Raw genomic sequence first — 23,744 nt, 5'->3', positions numbered from 1 at the left:
CACTACACTCCATCCTCTTATTATGTAGCATCTCTCTAATCCATCATTTGTTTCATTTAGTTAAAATTGTAAATAAAATTACATGATTTGTCAATTATTATTGTCATTTCGACAATTAAACTTGTCAAAATAATTCCCATCATTTTTTCTCATCTTTCTAATATAGGACATACTACTATATATACAAAAGACAATATGCAAATGTTCATACAAAAAATATTATTTTTCGATATATAATATTAACTGGTTTTCTAACATCAAGGAGGATACATATGAAGATGAAAAGGGGCATTACCACTTTATTATCTGTAGCGGTTCTATCTACATCACTTGTAGCATGTTCAGGAACACAAGAGAAAACAGTGGCGAAAGAAGAGAAAGTAAAATTAACAGACCAGCAATTAATGGCTGATTTATGGTATCAAACAGCCGGTGAAACGAAAGCACTGTACTACCAAGGATACAATATCGGTCAATTGAAACTTGATGCAGCTCTTGCAAAAGGGACAGAGAAAAAACCTGCTATCGTACTTGATTTAGATGAAACTGTTTTAGATAATAGTCCTCATCAAGCAATGAGCGTAAAAACAGGCAAAGGCTATCCATATAAATGGGATGACTGGATTAATAAAGCTGAAGCTGAGGCCCTTCCAGGTTCAATTGATTTCTTAAAATATACAGAGTCTAAAGGAGTAGACATTTACTACATCTCAAATCGTAAAACGAACCAATTAGATGCAACAATTAAAAATCTTGAGCGTGTAGGCGCTCCTCAAGCAACAAAAGAACATATATTACTACAAGATCCGAAAGAAAAAGGAAAAGAAAAACGACGTGAACTCGTTTCTCAAACACATGATATCGTCTTATTCTTCGGTGATAACTTATCTGACTTCACTGGTTTTGATGGAAAGTCTGTAAAGGACCGAAACCAAGCAGTCTCAGATTCAAAAGCACAATTTGGGGAGAAATTTATTATTTTCCCAAATCCAATGTATGGCGATTGGGAAGGCGCTTTATATGATTATGATTTCAAAAAATCAGATGCAGAAAAAGATAAAATCCGTCGTGACAACTTAAAATCATTTGATGCAAAATAAAGAGGATGGCATTCGCCATCCTCTTTATTTTACTTTCTCTGTTAAAGGCAAGATAAACACTTCTACACGCCTATTTTTCGCCTTTCCTTCTTGTGTATCATTTGGAGCAATTGAACGGTATTCTCCGTAACCAATTGCACTAAATTTTTCTGGTTGTAATTCTTTATTTTGGAGCAATACTTGCATAAAATTAACTGCCCGCTGCGTACTTAATTCCCAATTTGATGCAAATTGGGAATTTGCAATAGGGACATTATCTGTATGACCAGATACTGTAATTTCACGAGGTGACGCTGAAACAAGTAAGCTAGACATTTCTTTCGCAATCCCTAGTGATTCTAACTTCACATCTGCTTTTCCGGAATCAAACAGTACATTCTCTAATATTGTCACCATTAATCCCTTTTCAGTTAATTTAGTTTGAAAAGAAGAGGATAATTGTTTCTCATTAATATATTGATCAATCTTTTTTTGTAATGCTTTCAATTCATCCATTTCTTTTTTTTCTTTTTCTCTAGCTTCTTCTTGTTTTTTTGCTTGTTCTGCCTCAAGGCTACTTGCTGATAATTCCTTTTCATCATTTGGCTTCTGATCACTTAAAAATTCTTTGTTACCTGTTCCACCTGCTAGTTCGCTTCGAAACGCTACTGCCATCTGTTTAAACTTCGCTGCATCTATACTACTCATTGCGAATAAAACGATAAACAGTGCAAATAACAACGTTAACATATCAGAATATGGAATTAACCACGTTTCATCGATATGTTCCTCATGTTTTTTCTTTTTGCCTCTTCTATTTTTCTTACTCCGCATTTTTCTCTGCTCCTTTTTCTAGCTTTTTACGCTCAGTCGCAGATAGTGAACCTAAAATGCGGTTCTTCATAATAAACGGATATGTACCTTCTTGTAACATTAATAAACAATCAATAATTAAACGCTTTTTTTCGATTTCAGCTGCAGATTTTTGTTTTAACTTATTAGCAAATGGATGCCATAATACATAACCTGAAAAAATACCAAAAATCGTCGCAATAAACGCACCTGAAATAGCATGTCCTAACTTTTCAATATCAGTTAAATTACCAAGTGCAGCTACAAGACCGATAACAGCACCTAAAACCCCTAATGTTGGTGCATATGTACCAGCTTGAGAAAAAATTGCAGCTCCCTTTGCATGCCTTTCCTCAATTGCTTCTAATTCAGCTTCTAAAATCTGTTCTAAATCTTCTGCAGATACGCCATCAATTACAAATTTCATACCACGTAAAAGAAATTCATCTTGAATTTTGTCTAATTGTTGCTCTAAAGACAAAATACCGTATTTTCTACTTTCTGATGTCCAATGAACAAATAATTCTAGCAACTGTTCATAACTTAAATCCTTTTTATTTGAACCAAAAAGAACTTTAAATAATTTTGGAACTCTTTTTAGTTGATTCATCGGAAAGGCTATACATACTGCAGCAAATGTACCGATAAAAATAATTAATGCTGCGGCAGGATTCAATAAGGCTGTTACGTCAGCGCCCTTGACGACCATCCCTACTACCACTGCTACAAATCCTAAAATAAGTCCAATAATTGTTGCAAAATCCATTCCCATTCACTCCTAGTCTATACAAGAAGTTCTTTATTCTCGATAATCGCTACATCTTCTTATGTATATATATTACATAAAAAATTCATTTCATGAAAGATAAGAAATGAATTAAATGAAAAAATACTACAATTTCACACATTTTCTGACATTTTCTTTGCATTTCTATTACGTTACGACTCTTATATTTCTTTTTCATTAAACTAGACTTATAATAAGAAACGATACACATTTTATTAAGAAAGGACTGTGATTACAAGGCATCATGAAAAAGATAATTATTATTTCTGCCACTACTATTGTAATCGGTATCACTTCTTTCGCTTACTTTAGTTCTAAATCACCATTACAAAATAATGCGAAAGCTGTCGAAAGTCAACAGCATAGTAACCACCAAAAAGAAGAGATTCCTGCTTTTCCAAAAGCTGATCATAATGCAAAGAAGCTAGACAATGATTTTTCCGTTGTAACAAATCCAGAGTCTAATCTTGTATTAGTTAATAAACATCGAAAACTACCAGACGGATACATACCTGAAGACTTAACGAGACCAAACGTACCATTTACTAGTCCAAAAGATAAAGAAAAAACATTGCTGCGCAAAGATGCTGCAAATGCGCTTGAAAGTATGTTTGAAGTGGCAAAGAAAGAAGGACTTGAACTTACAGCTGTATCTGGTTATCGTTCATACAAACGCCAAAAATCATTACATGATACATACGTTAGACGCCAAGGAAAAGCTGAGGCGGATTCAGTAAGTGCCATTCCCGGTACGAGTGAACATCAAACTGGTTTAGCAATGGATATTAGTTCAAAATCTGCTAAATTCCAATTAGAGCCTATTTTTGGAGAGACAAACGAAGGTAAATGGGTTGCAAAACATGCTCATGAATTTGGCTTTGTCATTCGTTATTTAGAAGATAAAACAGAAACAACAGAATACTCATATGAACCGTGGCATTTGCGCTACGTTGGAAATCCATACGCTACATACATATATAAACATCATTTAACATTAGAAGAGGCGCTGGAAGACAAAAAATAAGAGAGCAATTTGCTCTCTTATTTTTCTTTCACTCTATCATTGTATTAATTTTTCCTTCCACTCTTCAGGCCACGGTTCACCTCTTCCCGTTTTTTTCGACGCTTGGACCATCATTCCACGACCAACTAAACAAACCTCTCCTTCTGCATTCTTCACCATATAATGCAAATCTAATGAAGAATTTCCAACTGATCCCGCTTTTACATACACCTTCAACTGTTCATCAAAATATATTTGTTTAATAAAATTACATTGTAAATCCGCAACAACAATCATCGTTTCTGAAGATTCATGCGTCCATTCTTGCATAAATCCAAGTTCTTTAAACAATGCGATACGCGCTTCTTCAAAATAGGTGAAGGCAACGACATTATTTACATGTCCAAACATATCTACTTCACCAAAACGAACCTTTACAGGATTGTAAAACGAAAAACCACTTTCCCATTGCTCAAAGTCTTCAATATAAGAAATCCTCTTCATTGTTCCCTCTCCTTTTCGTTTTAAAATAAACAGAATAAACAGAAAAATATAGTTATAAATATTGCCCCTTCGAAATGAAGAGGCAATATTTTTTAATAGTTATTGTCGCTACCAAAGAAATCTTTGAACGATTGAATTGTTGTATCACGGTTTAACGCCGCAATTGAAGTTGTTAATGGAATACCCTTTGGACATGATTGCACACAGTTTTGAGAGTTACCACAGTTTGCAAGTCCTCCATCACCCATAATTGCACGTAAGCGATCTGCTTTATGCATTTCACCCGTTGGATGTGAGTTAAATAAACGAGCTTGTGATAACGGTGCTGGTCCAATAAAGTCCGATTTACTATTTACGTTTGGACATGATTCTAAGCAAACACCACATGTCATACATTTTGAAAGCTCATAAGCCCATTGACGTTTCTTCTCTGGCATCCTTGGTCCTGGTCCTAAGTCATACGTACCATCAATTGGAATCCAAGCTTTAACACGTTTTAGAGCATTAAACATGCGACTACGGTCAACTTGTAAGTCACGAACAACCGGGAATGTCTTCATCGGTTTTAAGCGAATTGGTTGTTCTAATTGATCGATAAGCGCTGTACATGATTGACGTGGTTTTCCGTTAATCACCATCGAACATGCACCACATACTTCCTCTAAACAGTTCATATCCCATGCAATCGGAGTTGTTTTGTTTCCTTTTGAATCAACAGGATTACGACGAATTTCCATAAGCGCCGAAATAATATTCATATTCGGACGATACGGAATTTCAAACTCTTGGTCAAACGCTTGCGCATCTGGTCCGTCTTGTCTCGTAATGATGAGGCGGATTGTTTTCTCAGACATGTTGTTTATCCCCCTTCTCTTCACTCTTAGCAGCTACATCGTGTTTTGAAGAATAATCACGTTTACGTGGTTTAATTAATGAAATATCCACGTCTTCGTAATGGAATGCCGGTGCATTTCCTTCTCCTTCAAATTTCGCCATCGTAGTTTTTAAGAAGTTTGCATCATCACGATTTGGGAATTCAGGTTTGTAATGCGCCCCACGGCTCTCATTACGGTTATATGCACCAATTGTAATAACACGTGCTAATTCAAACATATTTGCAAGTTGGCGTGTAAATGAAGCACCTTGGTTGCTCCATCTCGCTGTATCGTTAATGTTAATACGTTTGTAGCGAGCCATTAACTCTTCAATTTTTGCATCTGTTTCTAATAATTTTTTATTTTCACGAACTACTGTAACGTTATCTGTCATCCATTCTCCAAGCTCTTTATGAAGAACATACGCATTTTCGTTACCATCGAGCGTTAAAATATTGTTAAATTTCTCTGTTTCGATTAATTCATTTTGTTCATACACAGTAGATGGAACAGCATCTGATGATTTAGAAAGACCTTTCATATATTCAATTGCATTTGGTCCTGCTACCATACCACCGTAAATTGCTGATAATAGTGAGTTCGCTCCAAGACGGTTACCACCGTGCATAGAATAATCACACTCACCTGCTGCAAATAAACCTGGAATGCTTGTCATCTGCTTATAATCAACCCATAGCCCGCCCATTGAATAGTGAACAGCTGGGAAGATTTTCATTGGTAGTTTACGAGGATCATCACCTGTAAATTTCTCATAGATTTCAATAATTCCACCAAGTTTAATATCTAGTTCTTTCGGATCTTTATGAGAAAGATCTAAGTACACCATGTTTTCACCGTTAATACCTAGTTTTTGCTCTACGCAAACATCAAAGATTTCACGCGTTGCGATATCACGAGGTACAAGGTTTCCGTAAGCCGGATATTTTTCTTCTAAGAAATACCATGGTTTACCATCTTTATATGTCCAAACACGTCCACCTTCACCACGTGCAGATTCACTCATCAGACGTAATTTATCGTCTCCAGGAATTGCCGTTGGGTGAATTTGAATGAACTCACCGTTTGCATAATATGCGCCTTGTTGATATACAGCAGAAGCTGCTGTACCTGTATTGATAATGGAGTTTGTTGATTTTCCGAAGATGATACCAGGGCCCCCTGTTGCCATAATCACGGCATCAGCTCGGAAACTTCTAATCTCCATAGTTTGTAAGTCTTGTGCAACGATTCCTCGGCACACACCTTCATCATCAATAACAGCTCGTAAGAAATCCCAACCTTCATATTTCGTTACAAGTCCTGCTACTTCGTGACGACGTACTTGCTCATCTAATGCGTATAGTAATTGCTGTCCAGTTGTTGCACCAGCAAATGCTGTACGGTGATGTTGCGTTCCACCAAAACGACGGAAATCAAGAAGTCCTTCTTCCGTACGGTTGAACATAACACCCATACGGTCCATTAAATGAATGATACCAGGTGCTGCTTCACACATTGCTTTAACTGGTGGTTGGTTCGCTAAGAAGTCCCCACCATAAATTGTATCGTCAAAGTGGATCCATGGAGAATCCCCTTCACCTTTCGTATTTACGGCACCGTTAATTCCACCTTGGGCACATACAGAATGCGAACGTTTTACTGGTACTAAAGAGAACAGTTCAACATTTACTCCTGCTTCCGCCGCTTTAATCGTTGCCATTAAGCCAGCCAAGCCACCGCCGACTACTATAAGTTTCCCTTTCATGCTCTCCCACTCCTTACTGGTTTGCTAGCTGTGGATCGATGAACGCTAATAATGCACTCACACCTACATAAGATAGACCTAAGAAAATAGCTAATGTTACATAAGTAGAGATTCTTTGTGAACGTGGAGATACTGTAATTCCCCAGCTGATGCAGAATGTCCATAGTCCATTTGCAAAGTGGAAAATTGTTGAAACAACACCAACTAAGTAGAATGCAAACATAGCTGGATTGTTTAAAATATCTGCCATCATGTCATAGTTTACCTCTTTACCTAACGCTGCTTGAATACGAGTTTCCCAGACGTGCCAAGAAATGAAAATCAGTGTAACGATACCTGAAATTCTTTGGAAGACGAACATCCAGTTACGGAAATAACCGTAAGAAACCGCATTGTTCTTAGCTGTAAATGCAATATATAAGCCATATATAGCATGGTACAGTATTGGTAAAAAGATAATGAAAATTTCTAGCGCATACCGGAATGGAAGGAGCTCCATAAAGCCTGCAGCTTTGTTAAAAGCCTCTGCTCCTCGTGTTGCAAAGTTGTTTACAATTAAATGTTGCGTCAAAAAGACACCAACCGGGATGACCCCCATTAATGAGTGCCACTTACGAAACGTATACTCGCGGCCTTTCATGTCCCCATTACCCCCCTTGAATGATTGACTGCTGTTTTCAGATTAGTTTATGGCAATAATGTTTTTTCACTATTGGCATAAGAAAAACTGAAAAAATTATTCGAAATATTTCAGCATAATTTGATACCAAGTTCATTTTACTCCTATTTTTGTCGAAGCGTCAAGAAAACGTATACATAATTTGCATATAATTTGCCAATTCTTTTTTTCTTCTTATATATTCAGATTTTCCCAAAGAAAAATCTGTTTTTATAAATGAGAAATGTTATATAATAATCCCTATAGAAAGAGGGGAATATTGTGAGTAAAAATACAATCGATACAACATCTTTAGAAGATGTTTCATTGAACGCCTTCGCTTACGAATTGCTACGTGAAGAATTACTACCTGATTTAATCGGTAACGATCTAGATGGTATTTTATACTGGTCCGGTAGAAACCTTGCAAGAAAATATCCACTAGACACAATTGAAGAAGTCATTCAGTTCTTTGAAAAAGCTGGCTGGGGCACTTTAAGCATTATTGAACATAAGCGTCGTGAAATGCAGTTTCAACTTAAAGGCACACTCATCGCTGAACGTCAAAAACAAAAAAGACATTCTTCTTATCAATTAGAAGCTGGGTTCATCGCTGAACAAATTCAAAAGCAACGAAACGTCGTTGCAGAGTCCTACGAAGAAAAGAAAAAACGTTCAGACTCTATTACATTTCTCGTAAAATGGGATATAAAAGATCTCATTGAAGTGTAGCATTACCCGCGGTCAACTAGACATATCAGTTTAGTTGACTTTTTGCATTTTCATTCATTTGAATTTATTTTAAATCTTCAGAAATTATACCAAAAAATAGAAGACGTTGTAAACTACAACGTCTTCTTATCCGCTAAATAACTATAAATCGTCTCTGCGACATTTTTCGGCATACCCGCTTCGACAAATTCTGTTACAGAAGCCTCTTTCATCTTTTTTAGCGATCCGAAATGTTTTAACAATATCTTTTTTCGTTTATCTCCAATTCCAGGAATATCATCGAGTGCCGATTGAATGACAGATTTCCCGTGTAATTGACGATGGAATGTAATTGCAAATCGATGCACTTCATCTTGAATGCGCTGTAATAAATAAAATTCTTGGCTATTTCTCTCAAGCATCACAGGTTCAGGTGGATCTCCAATAATTAAATGAGATGTTTTATGTTTGTCATCTTTTACAAGACCTGCCATCGGAATATATAAACCGAGCTCATTTTCTAAAACATCACTTGCAGCCGCCAGATGACCTTTTCCGCCATCAATAATGATTAAATCTGGTAAAGGTAACCCCTCTTTCAGCGCCCTTGTATAACGGCGTCTCACAACTTCTCTCATAGACTCATAATCATCTGGTCCTTGAACTGTTTTAATTTTATATTTCCTGTATTCTTTCTTAGCTGGTTTCCCATCAATAAAAGCAATCATTGCCGAAACAGGATTTGTCCCTTGAATATTTGAGTTATCAAACGCTTCAATACGATAAGGCGTTTCAATTCCGAGCTGCTTCCCTAAATTCTCTACCGCTTTAATCGTTCGCTCTTCATCACGTTCAATTAAATAGAATTTCTCTTCCAAGGCAATCTTCGCATTTTTATTTGCCAGTTCTACAAGATCTTTTTTCTTACCGCGTTTCGGCTGTGTCGCTTCCACTTCTAAAAAGCGTTCTACTAACTCTGAGTCTATACTTCCTGGAACGACAATTTCCTTCGGCTTAAAATGACTGCTGTTTTCATAAAATTGACCGATAAACGTTAAGAACCCCTCTTCTGGTTCATCGTAGATTGGAAACATAGAAACATCACGTTCGATTAGCTTTCCTTTTCGAACGAAGAAAACTTGAACACACATCCACCCTTTATCAACTGCATAGCCAAACACATCACGGTCCACTAAATCACTCATAATCATCTTTTGTTTTTCCATAATCGCATCGATATGAGCGATTTGATCACGTAACTCTTTTGCACGTTCAAACTCTAGTTTCTCTGAAGCTTCATACATTTTTGTTTCTAATTCCGAACGAACTTCTTTATGTCCACCATTTAAAAACTTAATAATTTCATCTACAATTTCTTTATTTTGTTCTTCCGTAACTTCTTTCACACAAGGTGCTAAACATTGACCCATATGATAATATAAACAAACTTTATCGGGCATATTTGAGCACTTACGAAGCGGGTACATACGATCTAGCAGTTTTTTCGTTTCATGAGCTGATTGTGCATTCGGATAAGGACCAAAATACTTTCCCTTATCCTTTTTTACATTTCGCGTAATAAGTAATCGCGGTTGTTTCTCAGCTGTAATTTTAATAAAAGGATATGTTTTATCATCTTTTAATTGAATATTATATTTTGGGTCATGTTTTTTTATTAAGTTTAACTCCAAAATGAGCGCCTCTAGATTTGAGGAGGTTACAATATATTCAAAATCTACAATTTCCCCTACTAGCCGAAGTGTTTTTCCATCATGCGAACCAGTAAAGTACGAGCGCACACGATTTTTAAGCACTTTTGCCTTTCCGACATATATAACCGTTCCTTGCTTATCTTTCATTAAATAACAACCAGGTTGATCTGGTAAAATAGCCAACTTCTCTTTTAAATGTTCGTGCACTCGTTACCCTCCATTTCTACATGCTTAGCATTTTTATTTTCACATGAAAACATACTATGCCAAAACACCCAACATACGTTCTTTCATTGTAACGGAAAGGTGTAAAAAAGGAAAATAAAAAAGGCTACCAAATGGTAGCCTTTTTATTTTAGAAGTGTTTAGAAACTAATTCTACTAACGCTTCTTTCGGTTTGTAACCTAACGCTTGATCAACTACTTTACCGTCTTTTAATACGAAAAGAGCTGGAATGCTCATTACTTCGAATTGACGAGCAGTTTCTTGATTTTCATCCACGTCTACTTTTACTACTTTTACTTTTTCGCCTAGTTCTGCATCAATTTCCTCTAATACAGGAGCGATCATTTTACAAGGTCCACACCAAGGTGCCCAGAAATCTAATAATACAACACCTTCGCTAGTTTCTGCTGCGAAGCTTTGGTCATTTGCGTTTACAATTGCCATTTTATTTCCTCCTTCAAGTATATTCTACCAAGAGTATATCATTAACTTATATACGTGGCGAATAATATGTATCGTTATGTATTGTAACAAAAAAGTGTTCCTTTATACTATATAAAAATACGGATTAAATACTAAAAAGATGAGAGACAGGGGATCTCTCACCTTTTTCTATATATAGGGGTACTTCACTTGGAACTCAAGGGTACTCAAATCATGAATGTACTTTTAACTTTTTAAACTCTTCTGTTAAAAGAGGTACCACTTCAAATAGATCGCCAACAATACCGTAGTCAGCTACTTTGAAGATACTTGCTTCTGGGTCTTTATTAATCGCAACGATTATTTTTGAGTTAGACATACCAGCTAAATGCTGAATCGCTCCAGAAATACCGCATGCAATGTATAGGTCTGGCGTAACAACTTTACCAGTTTGACCAATTTGTAATGAGTAATCGCAATACTCAGCGTCACAAGCACCACGAGATGCTCCAACAGCGCCGCCTAATACATCAGCTAACTCTTTTAATGGCTTGAACCCTTCTTCACTCTTCACACCGCGTCCGCCAGCGATAATCACTTTTGCTTCAGAAAGATCAACGCCTTCTGCCGTCTTACGGACGACATCTTGAATGATTGTACGTAAGTCTTTCACATCTACTGTAATAGAAGACACGTCACCACTGCGAGACTCATCTTTTTCAAGCGTTGCGATGTTATTTGGACGCACTGTCGCAAATAAGATGCCGTCTGTTACAATCTTCTTCTCAAACGCTTTACCAGAGTAAATTGGACGAGTAAAGATAACATTTCCACCTTCAACTTCTAAAGCAGTTACGTCAGAAACTAGACCAGCTTCAAGCTTCGCTGCTAATTTTGGTGATAAATCTTTCCCAAGTGCTGTATGTCCAAATACAATTCCTTCTGGATTTTCTTCAGCATATACAGCTAAAAATGCTTGTGCATAGCCATCAGATGTATATGATTTTAATTTATCATTTTCAACTGTCACAACGCGATCTGCACCGTAATGAATCAATTCATTTGCAAAAGAAGCAACGCTATCTCCAACTAGAAGACCTACTACTTCACCGCCTTCTGCAATTGTTTTTGCTGCTGCTACCGCTTCAAACGAAACGTTACGTAGCGATCCATCACGAACTTCACCCATTACTAATACTTTACGAGCCATAGATTTTCCCTCCTGCATATATAATTTCGTATTTTATTAGATTACTTTCGCTTCTGTATGGAGCAACGATACAAGTTCTTTTACTTGATCTTGCAGCTCGCCTTGTAACACTTTTCCTGCATCTTTCTTAGGAGGCAAATAGATTTCAATTGTTTTTGTCTTTGCTTCCACATCATCTTCTTCTAAATCTAAATCATCTAATTCTAATTCTTCTAGTGGCTTTTTCTTCGCTTTCATAATACCTGGAAGCGATGGATAACGAGGTTCATTTAAACCTTGCTGTGCTGTTACTAAAACTGGTAATGAAGTTTCAATCACTTCTGTATCACCTTCAACATCGCGCTCAATCTTCACGTTTGTACCGTCAATTTCAAGTTTTGTAATTGTCGTTACGTACGGAATATTTAACGCTTCAGCTACACGCGGACCAACTTGTCCAGATGCACCATCAATTGCAACGTTTCCGCCTAAAATTAAATCTGCATCTTTATCTTTTAAATATTCAGCAAGCACTTTTGCTGTCGTGAACTGGTCACCATTTTCTACATCATCTTCAATATTAATTAATACCGCTTTATCGCAGCCCATCGCTAACGCCGTACGAAGTTCTTTCTCACTATCTTCGCCACCAACTGTTACGACAGTAACTTCTCCACCTTGTGCGTCTCTTACTTGAATTGCTTCTTCAATTGCATATTCATCGTAAGGGTTGATGATGAATTCCGCTTCGCCATCGTAAATTGCACCGTTTTTAATTACGATTTTTTCTTCTGTATCAAATGTTCGTTTCATGAGTACGTAGATGTTCATTCCATTTACCCCCTTGTTTTTCAGAAAGATTCTATCAATTTTAATTTTCTGTTAATTTATATTAAAAAAATAATTGAACTACCTGCCGCTAAATGAAGGCTTACGTTTTTCTAAAAACGCCGCTACACCTTCTCTTCCATCTTCACTCGTAAATACTTCACCAAAGATTTGAGCTTCGCGTTGTACACCTTCATAATAATGAGACGATTTCGTCGTTTGCAATAACTCTAGTACAGCACGAGTCGTCGCTGGGCTTTTTCCAGCAATCTGTTTTGCAACTTTAAGCGTATCATCTAAAAATGTTTCTTCAGCAAAAACTCCGTTAACTAGTCCCCATTTTAATGCTTCTGCACCAGTAATCGGTGTACTTGTTAACATCATTTCACAAGCTTTCGCTTTCCCAACATAACGTGGTAATCGCTGTGTACCTGCAAATCCAGGAATTAATCCAAGTGTTAATTCAGGTAAACCAAGTTTTGCACTTTCAGTTGCAAAGCGCATGTGGCAAGACATAGCAAACTCAAGGCCGCCGCCAAGTGCCGCTCCATGAATTGCCGCGATAACTGGTTTTGAACATTTTTCAACGCGCTCAAACGTAACTTGTCCAAGCTGCGCTAATTCAGTCGCTTGCTTCGCTTCAGTAACAGATGTAAATTCTTTAATATCTGCTCCCGCCGAGAAGAAGCGCCCTTCACCGTGAATAACAACAACACGAATGTTATCATCCTTCTCCACTTGATCAATTAATTCAGTAACGTCATGCATAACTTGTGAAGACATCGCGTTAGCTGGCGCATGATTTAACGTAGCCACCGCGATATGATCTTCAACTCTTACAGATAGGAATTTCAACATGATCCCTCCCATTATTGACGATAACCACAAGCTGCAATAAGTAGCCCATGTACCGTTTTTGAAAGTGCGACCAGATCATACTTATGATCGCTCATTACCCAATTGGTCACAACTTCATCTACTGTTCCAAAGATCATTTGTCTTGCCACGCGAACATTTAAATCCGCTTGGAATTCATCTTGCTTTATACCAGTCTCTAAAATCTCATCAATAACTTGTAAGTAGCCTTTTAATACTTCATTTATTTTCAGGCGTAAGTCTTGATTGGACTGTCTTAGCTCTAATTGCGTAACGATAGCAAGAGGATCATTTTGCGACAACAGCAAGAAGTGCGTTTCTACCAACATGAATAACTTCGATACAGCGCTTTCAATTCCTGCTGTTTTTTGACGAATTGTTTCGACAAATTCTCCCATCTTCTCTTGGAATAAGGATATTAATATATCTTCTTTATTTTTAAAATATAAATAAATCGTGCCATCAGCTACCCCAGCTTGCTTTGCTATTTTAGAAACTTGCGCTTGGTGGTACCCATTCTCCGCAATCACAATGACTGCCGCATCAATAATTTGATTGTATTTCGGTCTATTTTTCTTCACTTTACTGTCCCCTTCAAGAAGATGACTGAATGAATAGTCATTCACATTCTTATAATACTGACTATTTAGAAAAGTGTCAATCCCATTTTTTCAAAAAGAAAGGGCCTTAGCCCGTTTGCTCATCCTCATTCTTTCTTTTCTCTTCCTCAATTAGGACACGGCGCAAAATTTTCCCAACTGTCGTTTTCGGCAGTTCATCTCTAAACTCATATACTTTCGGAACTTTATAGGCCGCTAAATATTTACGAGCAAACTGATTTAATTCTTCCTCAGAACACTCTGTACCTTCTTTTAACACAACAAACGCTTTAACTGTCTCTCCCCTATACGGATCGGGAACTCCAATTGTCACTACTTCTTGCACTTTTTCATGCTCATATAATACTTCTTCTACTTCACGAGGATACACATTAAATCCACTCGCAACAATCATATCTTTCTTACGATCTTTCACATAGAAAAAGCCATCTTCATCCATGTAGCCAACGTCCCCTGTATGGAGCCACCCATCTTGCAGTACAGCTGCTGTTTCTTCTGGCTTATTCCAATATCCTTTCATAATTTGAGGGCCTTTTACTACAATTTCACCGATTTCTCCCGGTGGTAATGCCTCACCAGTTTCAAGCGACATAATCATTGCTTCTGTATCTGGCCACGGAACTCCAATGCTACCTGGCACTCGCTTTTCCCATAAAAAATTACTATGTGTAACTGGAGATGATTCTGTTAAACCATATCCCTCTACGAGTTTACCCCCTGTAACTGTTTCGAACTTTTCCTGTACTTCTACTGGCAGTGGTGCTGATCCACTAATACAAGCACGAATAGACGAAATATCGTATTCTTTTAAAAGCGGGCTATTTAAAAGAGCGATATAAATAGTTGGTGCCCCTGGGAACAATGTCACTTTATGCTTCTTAATCGCTTCAAAAACCATTTTCATATCAAATTTTGGAATAAGAACCATTTTGTATCCTTGCATAATACTTAAATTCATGACAGCCGTCATGCCATACACGTGGAAAAATGGAAGAACCCCAAGAACGACTTCTTCTCCTTCTTTGCAATTATATAACCATTGAACTCCCATCAAAGTGTTAGAAACGAGGTTTTTATGCGTTAACATAACGCCTTTCGGAAATCCAGTTGTTCCTCCTGTGTACTGTAAAAGAGCTAAATCATTTTCAGGATCACAAGGCACCTCAACATCCGTATTCACTTCTTTTTCTACTGAGTTCCAAAGGTGAATCGTTTCACTCTCTGATACTTTCACAACTAAATTTGACTGTTTTTTCTGCACAAATGGATACAATAGATTTTTAGGGAAGGGCAAAAAGTCCGCAATACGAGTTACGATAATATGCTCAATTTTTGTAGCAGATTGAACATTCGTTACTCTTGGGAACACTAAATCGAGGCAAAGAATGACTTTTGCTCCCGAGTCATGAAGTTGATATTCTAATTCTCTTTCTGTATATAATGGATTTGTTTGGACTACGATACCTCCCGCAAGTAATGTACCGTAATAACCGATTACAGCTTGCGGACAATTCGGCAACATAATGGCAACTCGATCACCCTTTTCCACACCGAGCTTTTGAAGATAATTTGCAAATCTCTTCACCTTATCATGAAAGTCTGAAAATGTAATATCCTTCCCTAAAAAGTGAAGCGCTTTCTTTTCTGGGTAGCGAGAAGCCATCTGTTCTACATATTTATGAAGCGGCTGAATATCATAAGAAATTGTACTTGGAATTTCCTCTGGATAATTTTTCAACCATGGTTTTTCCACCTTCATTCCCCCTTCAAATACATAAAAATAAATGAATGTTCATTCATGAGGTTGTTTTCATTATATTATAGTCACCATAACGTTACAATCATAATATTCTGACTTTTATATAACTATGCTTCACTCCATTAACTTCTTATTATATGTACAAACTCTCCTAATCTATAAAAAAATAAGAGAGTTATTATTTAGCTTAATCTTATTATCGTTAACACAGCTCCTGGTGTAGTTGTTGATAATGTTGCAACAGCTAACAAACCAAATAGTTGCAAACTAATAGCATCTCCTGCTGCAAGAGTTGTAATAATTGTTGCGCTAAATGATGTAGTTGCTAACGCAGGAGAATTGATCGTTCCAGCAAGTGGTGCTCCATTAATTGTAATACGAGAACTGACTAATAATGAAGCCGTTATATTAATCGTATATGAAATATAATAATTCCCAGCATTTGCAACCGTAAATACTGTATTTCCCCCGGAAACCGTAATACCAGGACCGATATTTTGATTATTCGGAAGCGGGACATTCGTTCCACCTAGAAGTACCGATATCGCTGTTCCTGACGTATTATTTGCAAATGCATACGTCGCCGTGATACTTGTACCTGTTACTCCCGTCGGACCCGTTGACCCTGTTATTCCCGTCGCTCCCGTTGGACCTGTTGATCCTGTTATTCCTGTCGCTCCCGTTGGACCCGTTGATCCTGTTACTCCTGTCGCTCCCGTTGGACCCGTTGATCCTGTTATTCCCGTCGCTCCCGTTGGACCCGTTGATCCTGTTACTCCTGTCGCTCCCGTTGATCCTGTTACTCCCGTTGGACCCGTTGATCCTGTTGGGCCTGTCGCTCCCGTTAATCCTGTTGCCCCCGTCGGACCCGTTGGACCAACTTTAGGCACTGTCCCATCGCAACTAAAACAGCATGAATCAACATGTACACCATTTTGATTATTACAACTACAATATCCATTTGTATTATTGAGCCATGAAGACATGTTGATCACTTCCTTTACATTCGATCTTTTAAGTACAATCAACGAGTTAGAAAACAACTATCTAAATAACAAAGACATACTTTGCCTAGTGGGGATAAACGCAGATTTATTCCATACATTCTAGTAATTATTACATGCGATTTGCTCTCCTTTTGCTTGTACTTTCGCCTTCTTGCTCAAACGAAATTCTTTTTCTCCATTCTGCATATACATATAAATTTCAATCCAATTGGTATATTCATTGGTGGATTACTTGCAGTTGGAATTTTACTTTTCTTTTCATGAAAATTAGAGTTTAGCTCAACACCCCTTACTTTAATAGGAATCGGTATTTCAACTCCCGGCTCAGCGATTATTCACCCCTTTATTGTTAACACAGATTTGAACGTTGCTGTACTTGGATCAACTTATTTCCTATGGTTAATAAGGAAGAGTGGAAAGAAGATTAATTAAAAAAAGAGGCTTCTTATGTGAGAAGCCTCTTTTTTCATTCATTCTCATAAGCCCAAAGGAAACTATCTTTTTTTCACGAATTTAACCTATGAACATAACTAGGGGGGATAAATATGTATCAAACTATTGAAGGTTTCTTGCAATCATGGACATACGAGGCTGAGTCTACTCAAAAGATGCTCGATGCATTAACCGATGAGTCTTTATCACAAGAAATTGCACCTGGGCACTGGACGTTAGGCAGAGTCTCTTGGCATATCGTGACGGCAATACCAGTTATACTATCTGGTACGGGACTTAAATTTGAAGGAGAAACGAAAGATTATCCTGTTCCAACTTCAGCAAAAACAATTGCAGATGGATATCGTAAAGTGAATACAGCTTTTGTTGAAGCACTTCAAAGTAAATGGGCTGATAAAGATTTAGCAACTATTAATGACTTCTTTGGTCGTCCTATGCCAAATTCTATATTTTTAATGACACTTATTAATCATCAAAATCACCACCGCGGACAAATGACGGTATTAATGAGGCAAGCTGGCTTAACAGTCCCTGGCGTATATGGCCCTGCAAAAGAAGAATGGGCTGCCGCTGGAATGGAAGCTCCTAAAATGTAACAGCAGAAAAAGACAAGGTGTTTACACATCTTGTCTTTTTCTGTAACTTGTTTCATGTGAAACTATTTTACGTATTCTTATCATACAGTTATATCTTCCTTCTCTATATTTTTAATTCCGTAATATGCAATGGCAACTCCAATTGCTGCCAATGCTAGTTGAAGGGGAAGAAAAGTTGCTGTAGAAAACTCTGGGTTGCTATTCATTGCAATTGAGACAACGATAAGAGATGAAACAATTGTAGTTGGCACTGAACGTTTACGCATTCCGAAATATAGAGGGATTAAACTCATTCCCGCAGTTGCAATGGCTAAAGGAACCAGTTTTATTCCTTCTTGCACCAATTGATCTACTGTGAATGAATTAGGAAGAATTGAAAAATAGCTATCTATCCCAAAGAAAATTCCTACTACTAAAATGTTAGATACAATAACTGTTATAAATGTTACTATCGCTGTAATAGCCAACTTACTAGCCATCATTTTCTTTCGGTTAATAGGATAAGAAAACATAAGTAGTATTGTTTTATTTTTATATTCGCCAATTATTAACCTTGCGATTAATACACTACCAAAAATAATAAATGTTGCTCTTACTATTGTGCTAGCCATTAACAATATCGTCTCTGGATTCCTTATTTCTGCATCACCTTCTACTTGAGCGATGATGCTCACAAAGATCATTACTGCCAGTATAACAATATTCGCAATAATTGCCCTCTTCACGTACCAACCAAGCTTAAACTTTTTCAATTCTAGCTTCATTAAATGTAGCATGATAGTCCTCCTTCCTCCTAAGATTTAATCAATATAAATGACTCCTGTTTCACTTAAAATCTTCGCTTCATTTTTCGCATCACCAATTGTTCCTACTTTTATTTTTTCTGTACTTTTATCTTTCTTAAGTCCTTTTAAATCTACTATTACGTCAGCCGAATTACTTTTAGCCATAAGCTTCAATGATGCCGGGACACCTTTATACCGTACGCCAATATCCCCTGATTTTGTTTCTATAAATAATGATTTTCCTTCTATCATATCTTTCAGCAATACTTCCCCAGATGTTGAAGTGATGTTCATATTTGAGTTACTTACATTTGTTATATAGTTATCACCAGTCGTAGACTTTATATTTAATTCTTGTACTGAACTATCTTTTACAACTAACTCTCCACTTTGCGATATGAATTCACCTTTCTCGGCTGATAATCCTACAATCATTCCATCCCCAGATTTGCCTTTTGTCACGATGCTTTTTACTACTATATCGTTTATTTTCACATCACCCGATTTATTATTTACTACAATTTTACCTATCTCTTTCTTCGGAATAGCTATACATATACTATTTTTCTTTCTAAACGTAAAACCATTAAAAAATTTGGCTGCCTTTTGTTTTTGCTTAATCACAATTTTATTTTCGTCATTTTCTATTTTGACGGGATCTATCTCTTTATCTACTTGTTCACCTTGAGCGGAAATTACTATTTTATTAGCATCTGTACTTTTAAATTCAATATCCCAGTTTTCATTGTCTACTTCTATTTCTTTTATATTATTTATCTCAAAAGACTTTTCTTTCTTAAAATCTTTCCCCTGAAATACCTTAATACCAAAAACTACACTAGCAATTGTAATGAATACTATTGCAATTACTATCATTTTTTTCATTATTCATACCCCAGTTCGTTTTTGTTTTAAGCTTACTTCACGCCACATCGATCTTGTCGATTTTACGAAATGATAGATAACTAATGAAAATTCCTAATAAACAGAGCACGATTGGGATAGCTATAAAATCAAACATACTTACTTGACCGTTTCCAGCACCAACGTTACCACTAATCAGCATACCAATTATTACTGCCGAAGTAATCGTTGTCGGTGTCGATTTCTTTCTCATTCCAAAAAATAAAGGAATTAAACTTATACCAGATATCATAAATGCACTTATAATAGTACCTGGAACGATAGCTATTATTTCGCCTATCGTAGCAGGTGTTTCAATCAGTCCCATCATTGGACTCACAAAATATACGAGCAAGCTAATAATGAAAGTCGCGATAATCGTGCTCACAAAACAAAAACAGAAAACAATTGTTAGTTTCGCACTCATTAGCATTTTCCTTTGCAGTGGATACATAAATGATAGTTGTATCGTTTTGTTCTTATACTCATCAATTACTAAACGTGATAAAATGACCGAACTAAAAATAATGAATGTTACCCTAATAAAAATATTTACTAAAGCCATGTTCTGTGTGAAGTCAGAGAAGAGCACGTCTTCCTCGGCTTTCATTCCCACTGCCATAAGGCTTACTACAGCGAAAATTGCTATAATACAAATTGCTACACTTTTAAAGTAACTAGATAATTGATGTTTCTTCCATTCGAGCTTCATTAATCTAAGCATACAAAACCACTCCTCCATTCTTTATATAACTGTCTTTATGCTGCTAACATTCTAATTCCAGCAGTAACTACGCTTAACATTCCTATCATTAGTAGAATTAACAACCATTTCCGCTCTGGTTTCCTATAATATAAAATCCCGCTTATGAACATTACGACCAATCCACTTACTAGATTCACTAACAATCCATTAAGCATGAATGCCCTCTCCATCCATTACATTTAAGAAATATTCCTCTAAGGAACTATGTTTCTTATTAATACTTTCAATTTCCACATCGTTCATAATAAGCGCTTTTGAAATGGCTTGCTGAGACACTTCTGTATCATACACACGAATCATATTTCCACTCATTATTTTATAATTTTTTATGCCAAGTTTATCTTCTAAAATATAAGCTGCACGCTTCACATCAGGAACAGTGATTTCAATGTACTCTGTTTGTTTTCCGTTAATACTCTTCATTGAAACTTCTTTTATTAGTTTTCCATTTTGAATGACACCAATTGTATCCGCCATTAGCTCCATCTCACCTAAAATATGACTAGAGACTAATAATGTAATGCCATATTCTTTGCAGAGCATTTTAAATAAGTCTCTTAATTCTTTAATACCAATTGGATCTAAACCGTTAATTGGTTCATCTAAAATGAGTAATTCTGGCTTTGTTACGATTGCCCTTGCAATACCGAGTCGTTGTTTCATTCCTAATGAAAAATCTTTTACTTTTTTATTATCTATACCTTGCAGCTTCACTAAATGTAAAGCATGGTCAATTTCATTTTTATCGTAATAGCCCATATATTCACAATGTAATTCTAAGTTTTCTTTCGCCGTTAATTTATCATAAAAGATTGGATATTCAATAATCGTCCCCATTCTCTTTAATACTTCATAAGATGTATCTGTTAACTTCTCACCGAAAATTTCAATCTCACCGCTCGTCGGTTTTATTAAATTTGTAATCATTTTCATAATCGTTGTTTTACCAGCACCATTCGGTCCTAAGAAACCGTATATCTCTCCTTTTTTCACATGCATGTTAACGCTAGAAATAACTTCTTTTCCTTTAAACACTTTCGTTAACTGATTCGTTTTTAATATATAGGTCATATCACTTTCCCCTTTCGCACTACTTTATATTTCTATAATAGACAACGGAAATCTCTTTTTTCTTACCCGTTTCTTACAAATTCCTTACGCTGCAAAAAAGCTTGTAGAATCTACTTCTCTACAAGCTAAAACTGCATCTTTTTTAATGCAACTGTAAAAATTGTTTTTTCATACGGCTTACTAGAAAGATGAATTTTTCCATCCATCGCTTCCACAAGCCTTTTCGTAATCGTTAACCCTAAACCGCTCCCTTGGTACAATCTATTTCTTGAATCTTCAAGTGTGTACATACGCTCGAACACTTTATCAATATGCGATTCATCAATTCCTTTTCCTGTATCCCATACGTCTATATACACATTCGTTTCATCATCTCTTAACGTCATACCAAGTGTCTTTCCATCGTCTCCATATGTAATCGCATTTGATATAAAATTGTTCAATACCCTACCTAATACTTCTACATTTCCAAGTGCATATATATTTCTTTCTGGTATATCAATATGAACATGAAAACCTTTCGACGTCACTAAATCATAAAAAGATAAAATCTTCTCACGACAAACTTCATTCATATTCACTTTTGTCATCTCGATTGCTTTGTCACCAGATTCTAATTTTGCTAAATCAAAAAACTTATGAATTAGTTCCATCACTTCTAGTGTTTTCGTATGCACTTTCTCAAGTAATATTTGTTGTTCTTCTTCATTTATCGTTTTATCCTTATTTAACATTTCTGTATATCCAAGAATAACTGTTAGTGGCGTCTTCAAATCATGTGAAATATTTGAAAGCATTTTTCTCATCGAAATTTCTACTTTCGCATGATCTGCATTCGTTTTCTGTTTTGCATCTAACAATTGATTAATTGCCACTAACAATTTTTGCAATTCTAGATCATCTGTCATAACAAGTAACTTCTCACCTGTTTTTTCATTAACAATACTTTCTAACTTTTCATATGTGTATCGCAAATTTTTGCTACTATTTTTCCTCATTTTATATTGTATATAAATGACACATAACAATATAAAAATAATACCTATTAACAAATTGACCATATTACATCACTTCCAACTTATAACCGATACCCCATAACGTTTTAATGTATTCTGGATTAGATGGATCACTTTCGATTTTCTCACGCAATCTTCTCATATGAACATTAATAACGTTATCGTCACCGTAATACTCTTCGTTCCAAATTAGCGTATATATTTGTGCTTTTGTAAATACACGATTTTGATTCTTTACAAACAGTTTTAAAATCTCAAATTCTTTTAAAGTAAGTTTGAGAGGCTTCCCGTTTTTTTCCACAGTAAAATTAATTGGATCAATCGTTAAATCACCAATTTGAATCATCTTTTCTGTTGTTTCTGTAGCTGAATATTTCGTAGATCTCCGAATTCCTGCTTTTACACGCGCGGCTAATTCAATCATAGAAAATGGCTTACAAATGTAATCATCTGCTCCAAGCCCTAATCCGACAGCTTTATCAACATCTGTATCTTTTGCCGACATCATTAAAATCGGAACAGCACTTTTTTCTCGAATGATTCGCACAACCTCTAAGCCATCTAACTTTGGCATCATAATGTCTAGGATAATCAAATCAAATGAACCTTTTAAATATGTGTTCACGCCCTCTTCTCCATCAGACGCGATTGTAACTTGAAAGCCCTCTTTTATTAAATACTTTTCCACCATCTCTTGAATTGAGAGATCATCTTCAACTAATAATATATGATGTGACATATGTCTATCCCCTTTTTACAAACGTTAACAATTCAATTGTATCGTAACTACTACAGACTTGAAACAAATATATGAATTTTCAAACCAACTTCCCTTCCTTCCTTAACAATGATATGATGAAATTCACTACGATTGTTCATAATTAACTTTATATAAAGGAGACTTATCATGTCAGAAAACAAAAAAGTAAGCTTAGCTGATTTAATGCGCGAACAACTTGCAAAGAAAAAGCAAGGTAACGGTAATGGTCAAAATGCCAAAAACCAAAGCCAAGAAACAAAAAAGTTACAAAACCAACAAACGAAAAAGACAAACAACCAACGTAGACGTACAGGTGTATAAATGAACGGACAAAAACGTTCTAATATCGCACCCGGCCTTGAAGTTGATATTGTATTAAAACAAGATCAACGAACTGGCAAATTAACACGTGGCATTGTAAAAGATATTTTAACGAACTCCCCTTCTCATCCGCATGGCATTAAAGTGCGATTGCAGGACGGGCAAGTCGGTAGAGTACAAAATATCGTTCAATAAGAAA

The 23,744-nt window shown here is 36.3% G+C and carries 27 protein-coding genes and 1 pseudogene; 7 read left to right on the top strand and 21 right to left on the bottom strand.

What is annotated here, in order from left to right; all coding sequences use genetic code 11:
- Window positions 1-272 precede the first annotated feature (272 nt).
- Window positions 273-1,100: a 5'-nucleotidase, lipoprotein e(P4) family gene (locus QCI47_RS04815; RefSeq protein WP_061132083.1), complete on the top strand. Its 828-nt coding sequence runs from the start codon at window positions 273-275 to the stop codon at window positions 1,098-1,100.
- A gap of 24 nt (window positions 1,101-1,124) precedes the next feature.
- Here QCI47_RS04815 and motB read toward each other — a convergent pair whose 3' ends face one another.
- Together motB and motA are read right to left on the bottom strand one after the other, a co-directional pair.
- A complete protein-coding gene (gene motB, locus QCI47_RS04810; protein ID WP_001256745.1) occupies window positions 1,125-1,913 on the bottom strand; it encodes a flagellar motor protein MotB in 789 nt (262 codons plus the stop codon).
- Window positions 1,903-2,697: a flagellar motor stator protein MotA gene (motA, locus tag QCI47_RS04805; RefSeq protein ID WP_000344858.1), complete on the bottom strand. Its 795-nt coding sequence runs from the start codon at window positions 2,695-2,697 to the stop codon at window positions 1,903-1,905. Before motA ends, motB begins: the two co-directional genes overlap by 11 nt.
- Before the next feature lie 265 nt (window positions 2,698-2,962).
- On the opposite strand from motA, the gene QCI47_RS04800 reads away from it, so the two are divergent.
- Entirely contained in the window at window positions 2,963-3,742 is a 780-nt protein-coding gene (locus QCI47_RS04800; RefSeq protein ID WP_074543105.1) for a M15 family metallopeptidase, read from the top strand.
- A gap of 36 nt (window positions 3,743-3,778) precedes the next feature.
- Here the strand turns inward: QCI47_RS04800 and QCI47_RS04795 are convergent, their stop codons facing one another.
- The 4 genes from QCI47_RS04795 to sdhC all read right to left on the bottom strand — a co-directional run bounded on the left by QCI47_RS04795 (window position 3,779) and on the right by sdhC (window position 7,505).
- Entirely contained in the window at window positions 3,779-4,225 is a 447-nt protein-coding gene (locus QCI47_RS04795) for an acyl-CoA thioesterase (RefSeq protein WP_000822738.1), read from the bottom strand.
- A 92-nt stretch (window positions 4,226-4,317) separates the two neighbouring features.
- On the bottom strand, window positions 4,318-5,079 hold the full coding sequence (sdhB, locus tag QCI47_RS04790; RefSeq protein WP_001291826.1) for a succinate dehydrogenase iron-sulfur subunit: 762 nt from the start codon (window positions 5,077-5,079) through the stop codon (window positions 4,318-4,320).
- Window positions 5,072-6,865 (bottom strand): succinate dehydrogenase flavoprotein subunit, encoded by a 1,794-nt coding sequence (gene sdhA, locus QCI47_RS04785; protein WP_071741889.1) that lies wholly within the window; start codon window positions 6,863-6,865, stop codon window positions 5,072-5,074. Before sdhA ends, sdhB begins: the two co-directional genes overlap by 8 nt.
- Before the next feature lie 13 nt (window positions 6,866-6,878).
- Window positions 6,879-7,505 (bottom strand): succinate dehydrogenase cytochrome B558, encoded by a 627-nt coding sequence (gene sdhC / locus QCI47_RS04780; protein ID WP_000678352.1) that lies wholly within the window; start codon window positions 7,503-7,505, stop codon window positions 6,879-6,881.
- Between the two features lie 300 nt (window positions 7,506-7,805).
- On the opposite strand from sdhC, the gene QCI47_RS04775 reads away from it, so the two are divergent.
- Entirely contained in the window at window positions 7,806-8,255 is a 450-nt protein-coding gene (locus QCI47_RS04775) for a YslB family protein (RefSeq protein ID WP_000042220.1), read from the top strand.
- 113 nt (window positions 8,256-8,368) lie between these two features.
- Here the strand turns inward: QCI47_RS04775 and uvrC are convergent, their stop codons facing one another.
- The 8 genes from uvrC to QCI47_RS30255 form a co-directional block, all read right to left on the bottom strand.
- Window positions 8,369-10,153: an excinuclease ABC subunit C gene (uvrC, locus tag QCI47_RS04770; RefSeq protein ID WP_000544272.1), complete on the bottom strand. Its 1,785-nt coding sequence runs from the start codon at window positions 10,151-10,153 to the stop codon at window positions 8,369-8,371.
- Between the two features lie 148 nt (window positions 10,154-10,301).
- Complete coding sequence (gene trxA / locus QCI47_RS04765; RefSeq protein WP_001018943.1) at window positions 10,302-10,616, bottom strand: thioredoxin; 315 nt, start codon at window positions 10,614-10,616, stop codon at window positions 10,302-10,304.
- Window positions 10,617-10,827: 211 nt separating this feature from the next.
- A complete protein-coding gene (gene etfA / locus QCI47_RS04760; RefSeq protein WP_000101965.1) occupies window positions 10,828-11,805 on the bottom strand; it encodes an electron transfer flavoprotein subunit alpha in 978 nt (325 codons plus the stop codon).
- Between the two features lie 36 nt (window positions 11,806-11,841).
- On the bottom strand, window positions 11,842-12,615 hold the full coding sequence (gene etfB, locus QCI47_RS04755; protein ID WP_001029030.1) for an electron transfer flavoprotein subunit beta: 774 nt from the start codon (window positions 12,613-12,615) through the stop codon (window positions 11,842-11,844).
- Window positions 12,616-12,693: 78 nt separating this feature from the next.
- On the bottom strand, window positions 12,694-13,470 hold the full coding sequence (locus tag QCI47_RS04750) for an enoyl-CoA hydratase (protein ID WP_000911295.1): 777 nt from the start codon (window positions 13,468-13,470) through the stop codon (window positions 12,694-12,696).
- A gap of 11 nt (window positions 13,471-13,481) precedes the next feature.
- The gene (locus QCI47_RS04745; protein ID WP_483299103.1) at window positions 13,482-14,069 is read right to left on the bottom strand and encodes a fatty acid metabolism transcriptional regulator FadR; all 588 of its coding nucleotides are present in this window, start codon (window positions 14,067-14,069) and stop codon (window positions 13,482-13,484) included.
- Window positions 14,070-14,175: 106 nt separating this feature from the next.
- Window positions 14,176-15,861: a long-chain-fatty-acid--CoA ligase gene (locus QCI47_RS04740; RefSeq protein WP_000414715.1), complete on the bottom strand. Its 1,686-nt coding sequence runs from the start codon at window positions 15,859-15,861 to the stop codon at window positions 14,176-14,178.
- 188 nt (window positions 15,862-16,049) lie between these two features.
- Entirely contained in the window at window positions 16,050-16,853 is an 804-nt protein-coding gene (locus QCI47_RS30255) for a BclA C-terminal domain-containing protein (RefSeq protein WP_483299102.1), read from the bottom strand.
- Window positions 16,854-17,072: 219 nt separating this feature from the next.
- Between QCI47_RS30255 and QCI47_RS30250 the strand changes: the two are divergent.
- Both QCI47_RS30250 and QCI47_RS04725 read left to right on the top strand, forming a co-directional pair.
- Window positions 17,073-17,264 (top strand): annotated as a pseudogene (locus QCI47_RS30250) (hypothetical protein); the annotation flags it as partial.
- Window positions 17,265-17,419: 155 nt separating this feature from the next.
- On the top strand, window positions 17,420-17,923 hold the full coding sequence (locus QCI47_RS04725; protein WP_076873235.1) for a DinB family protein: 504 nt from the start codon (window positions 17,420-17,422) through the stop codon (window positions 17,921-17,923).
- A gap of 80 nt (window positions 17,924-18,003) precedes the next feature.
- Here QCI47_RS04725 and QCI47_RS04720 read toward each other — a convergent pair whose 3' ends face one another.
- From QCI47_RS04720 to QCI47_RS04690, 7 genes are all read right to left on the bottom strand, one after another.
- Window positions 18,004-18,699, bottom strand: coding sequence for an ABC transporter permease (locus tag QCI47_RS04720; protein ID WP_074543109.1), 696 nt, complete (start codon window positions 18,697-18,699; stop codon window positions 18,004-18,006).
- 24 nt (window positions 18,700-18,723) lie between these two features.
- Window positions 18,724-19,593 carry a DUF4097 family beta strand repeat-containing protein gene (locus QCI47_RS04715; RefSeq protein ID WP_076873237.1) on the bottom strand — a complete coding sequence of 290 codons (870 nt, stop codon included), beginning with the start codon at window positions 19,591-19,593 and terminating at the stop codon, window positions 18,724-18,726.
- Window positions 19,594-19,630: 37 nt separating this feature from the next.
- Window positions 19,631-20,335 carry an ABC transporter permease gene (locus QCI47_RS04710; RefSeq protein ID WP_000945219.1) on the bottom strand — a complete coding sequence of 235 codons (705 nt, stop codon included), beginning with the start codon at window positions 20,333-20,335 and terminating at the stop codon, window positions 19,631-19,633.
- Between the two features lie 35 nt (window positions 20,336-20,370).
- Window positions 20,371-20,532: a hypothetical protein gene (locus QCI47_RS04705; protein ID WP_000931773.1), complete on the bottom strand. Its 162-nt coding sequence runs from the start codon at window positions 20,530-20,532 to the stop codon at window positions 20,371-20,373.
- Complete coding sequence (locus tag QCI47_RS04700; RefSeq protein ID WP_000221094.1) at window positions 20,525-21,448, bottom strand: ABC transporter ATP-binding protein; 924 nt, start codon at window positions 21,446-21,448, stop codon at window positions 20,525-20,527. The genes QCI47_RS04705 and QCI47_RS04700 overlap by 8 nt, the downstream gene beginning before the upstream one ends.
- Window positions 21,449-21,573: 125 nt before the next feature.
- A complete protein-coding gene (locus tag QCI47_RS04695; RefSeq protein ID WP_000247662.1) occupies window positions 21,574-22,509 on the bottom strand; it encodes a HAMP domain-containing histidine kinase in 936 nt (311 codons plus the stop codon).
- A gap of 1 nt (window position 22,510) precedes the next feature.
- A complete protein-coding gene (locus tag QCI47_RS04690; RefSeq protein ID WP_000018056.1) occupies window positions 22,511-23,203 on the bottom strand; it encodes a response regulator transcription factor in 693 nt (230 codons plus the stop codon).
- Between the two features lie 168 nt (window positions 23,204-23,371).
- Between QCI47_RS04690 and QCI47_RS04685 the strand changes: the two genes are divergently transcribed.
- Both QCI47_RS04685 and QCI47_RS04680 read left to right on the top strand, forming a co-directional pair.
- On the top strand, window positions 23,372-23,545 hold the full coding sequence (locus QCI47_RS04685; protein WP_001293578.1) for a hypothetical protein: 174 nt from the start codon (window positions 23,372-23,374) through the stop codon (window positions 23,543-23,545).
- A complete protein-coding gene (locus QCI47_RS04680; RefSeq protein ID WP_001014310.1) occupies window positions 23,546-23,740 on the top strand; it encodes a YwbE family protein in 195 nt (64 codons plus the stop codon).
- The last annotated feature ends 4 nt before the right edge of the window (window positions 23,741-23,744 follow it).

Source organism: Bacillus cereus group sp. RP29 (genome assembly GCF_040459765.1).
Taxonomy (GTDB): domain Bacteria; phylum Bacillota; class Bacilli; order Bacillales; family Bacillaceae_G; genus Bacillus_A; species Bacillus_A paranthracis.
Note: the sequence above shows the minus strand (reverse complement) of the source record. Positions and strands in the feature narration are given on the sequence as shown.

Bases quoted from the DNA above. Each gene is read 5' to 3' on its own strand.
- QCI47_RS04815 (WP_061132083.1), top strand. From the start codon at position 273: ATGAAGATGAAAAGGGGCATTACCACTTTATTATCTGTAGCGGTTCTA.
- motB (WP_001256745.1), bottom strand. From the start codon at position 1,913: ATGCGGAGTAAGAAAAATAGAAGAGGCAAAAAGAAAAAACATGAGGAA.
- motA (WP_000344858.1), bottom strand. From the start codon at position 2,697: ATGGATTTTGCAACAATTATTGGACTTATTTTAGGATTTGTAGCAGTG.
- QCI47_RS04800 (WP_074543105.1), top strand. From the start codon at position 2,963: ATGAAAAAGATAATTATTATTTCTGCCACTACTATTGTAATCGGTATC.
- QCI47_RS04795 (WP_000822738.1), bottom strand. From the start codon at position 4,225: ATGAAGAGGATTTCTTATATTGAAGACTTTGAGCAATGGGAAAGTGGT.
- sdhB (WP_001291826.1), bottom strand. From the start codon at position 5,079: ATGTCTGAGAAAACAATCCGCCTCATCATTACGAGACAAGACGGACCA.
- sdhA (WP_071741889.1), bottom strand. From the start codon at position 6,865: ATGAAAGGGAAACTTATAGTAGTCGGCGGTGGCTTGGCTGGCTTAATG.
- sdhC (WP_000678352.1), bottom strand. From the start codon at position 7,505: ATGAAAGGCCGCGAGTATACGTTTCGTAAGTGGCACTCATTAATGGGG.
- trxA (WP_001018943.1), bottom strand. From the start codon at position 10,616: ATGGCAATTGTAAACGCAAATGACCAAAGCTTCGCAGCAGAAACTAGC.
- etfA (WP_000101965.1), bottom strand. From the start codon at position 11,805: ATGGCTCGTAAAGTATTAGTAATGGGTGAAGTTCGTGATGGATCGCTA.
- etfB (WP_001029030.1), bottom strand. From the start codon at position 12,615: ATGAACATCTACGTACTCATGAAACGAACATTTGATACAGAAGAAAAA.
- QCI47_RS04750 (WP_000911295.1), bottom strand. From the start codon at position 13,470: ATGTTGAAATTCCTATCTGTAAGAGTTGAAGATCATATCGCGGTGGCT.
- QCI47_RS30255 (WP_483299102.1), bottom strand. From the start codon at position 16,853: ATGTCTTCATGGCTCAATAATACAAATGGATATTGTAGTTGTAATAAT.
- QCI47_RS04725 (WP_076873235.1), top strand. From the start codon at position 17,420: ATGTATCAAACTATTGAAGGTTTCTTGCAATCATGGACATACGAGGCT.
- QCI47_RS04720 (WP_074543109.1), bottom strand. From the start codon at position 18,699: ATGCTACATTTAATGAAGCTAGAATTGAAAAAGTTTAAGCTTGGTTGG.
- QCI47_RS04715 (WP_076873237.1), bottom strand. From the start codon at position 19,593: ATGAAAAAAATGATAGTAATTGCAATAGTATTCATTACAATTGCTAGT.
- QCI47_RS04710 (WP_000945219.1), bottom strand. From the start codon at position 20,335: ATGCTTAGATTAATGAAGCTCGAATGGAAGAAACATCAATTATCTAGT.
- QCI47_RS04705 (WP_000931773.1), bottom strand. From the start codon at position 20,532: ATGCTTAATGGATTGTTAGTGAATCTAGTAAGTGGATTGGTCGTAATG.
- QCI47_RS04700 (WP_000221094.1), bottom strand. From the start codon at position 21,448: ATGACCTATATATTAAAAACGAATCAGTTAACGAAAGTGTTTAAAGGA.
- QCI47_RS04695 (WP_000247662.1), bottom strand. From the start codon at position 22,509: ATGGTCAATTTGTTAATAGGTATTATTTTTATATTGTTATGTGTCATT.
- QCI47_RS04690 (WP_000018056.1), bottom strand. From the start codon at position 23,203: ATGTCACATCATATATTATTAGTTGAAGATGATCTCTCAATTCAAGAG.
- QCI47_RS04685 (WP_001293578.1), top strand. From the start codon at position 23,372: ATGTCAGAAAACAAAAAAGTAAGCTTAGCTGATTTAATGCGCGAACAA.
- QCI47_RS04680 (WP_001014310.1), top strand. From the start codon at position 23,546: ATGAACGGACAAAAACGTTCTAATATCGCACCCGGCCTTGAAGTTGAT.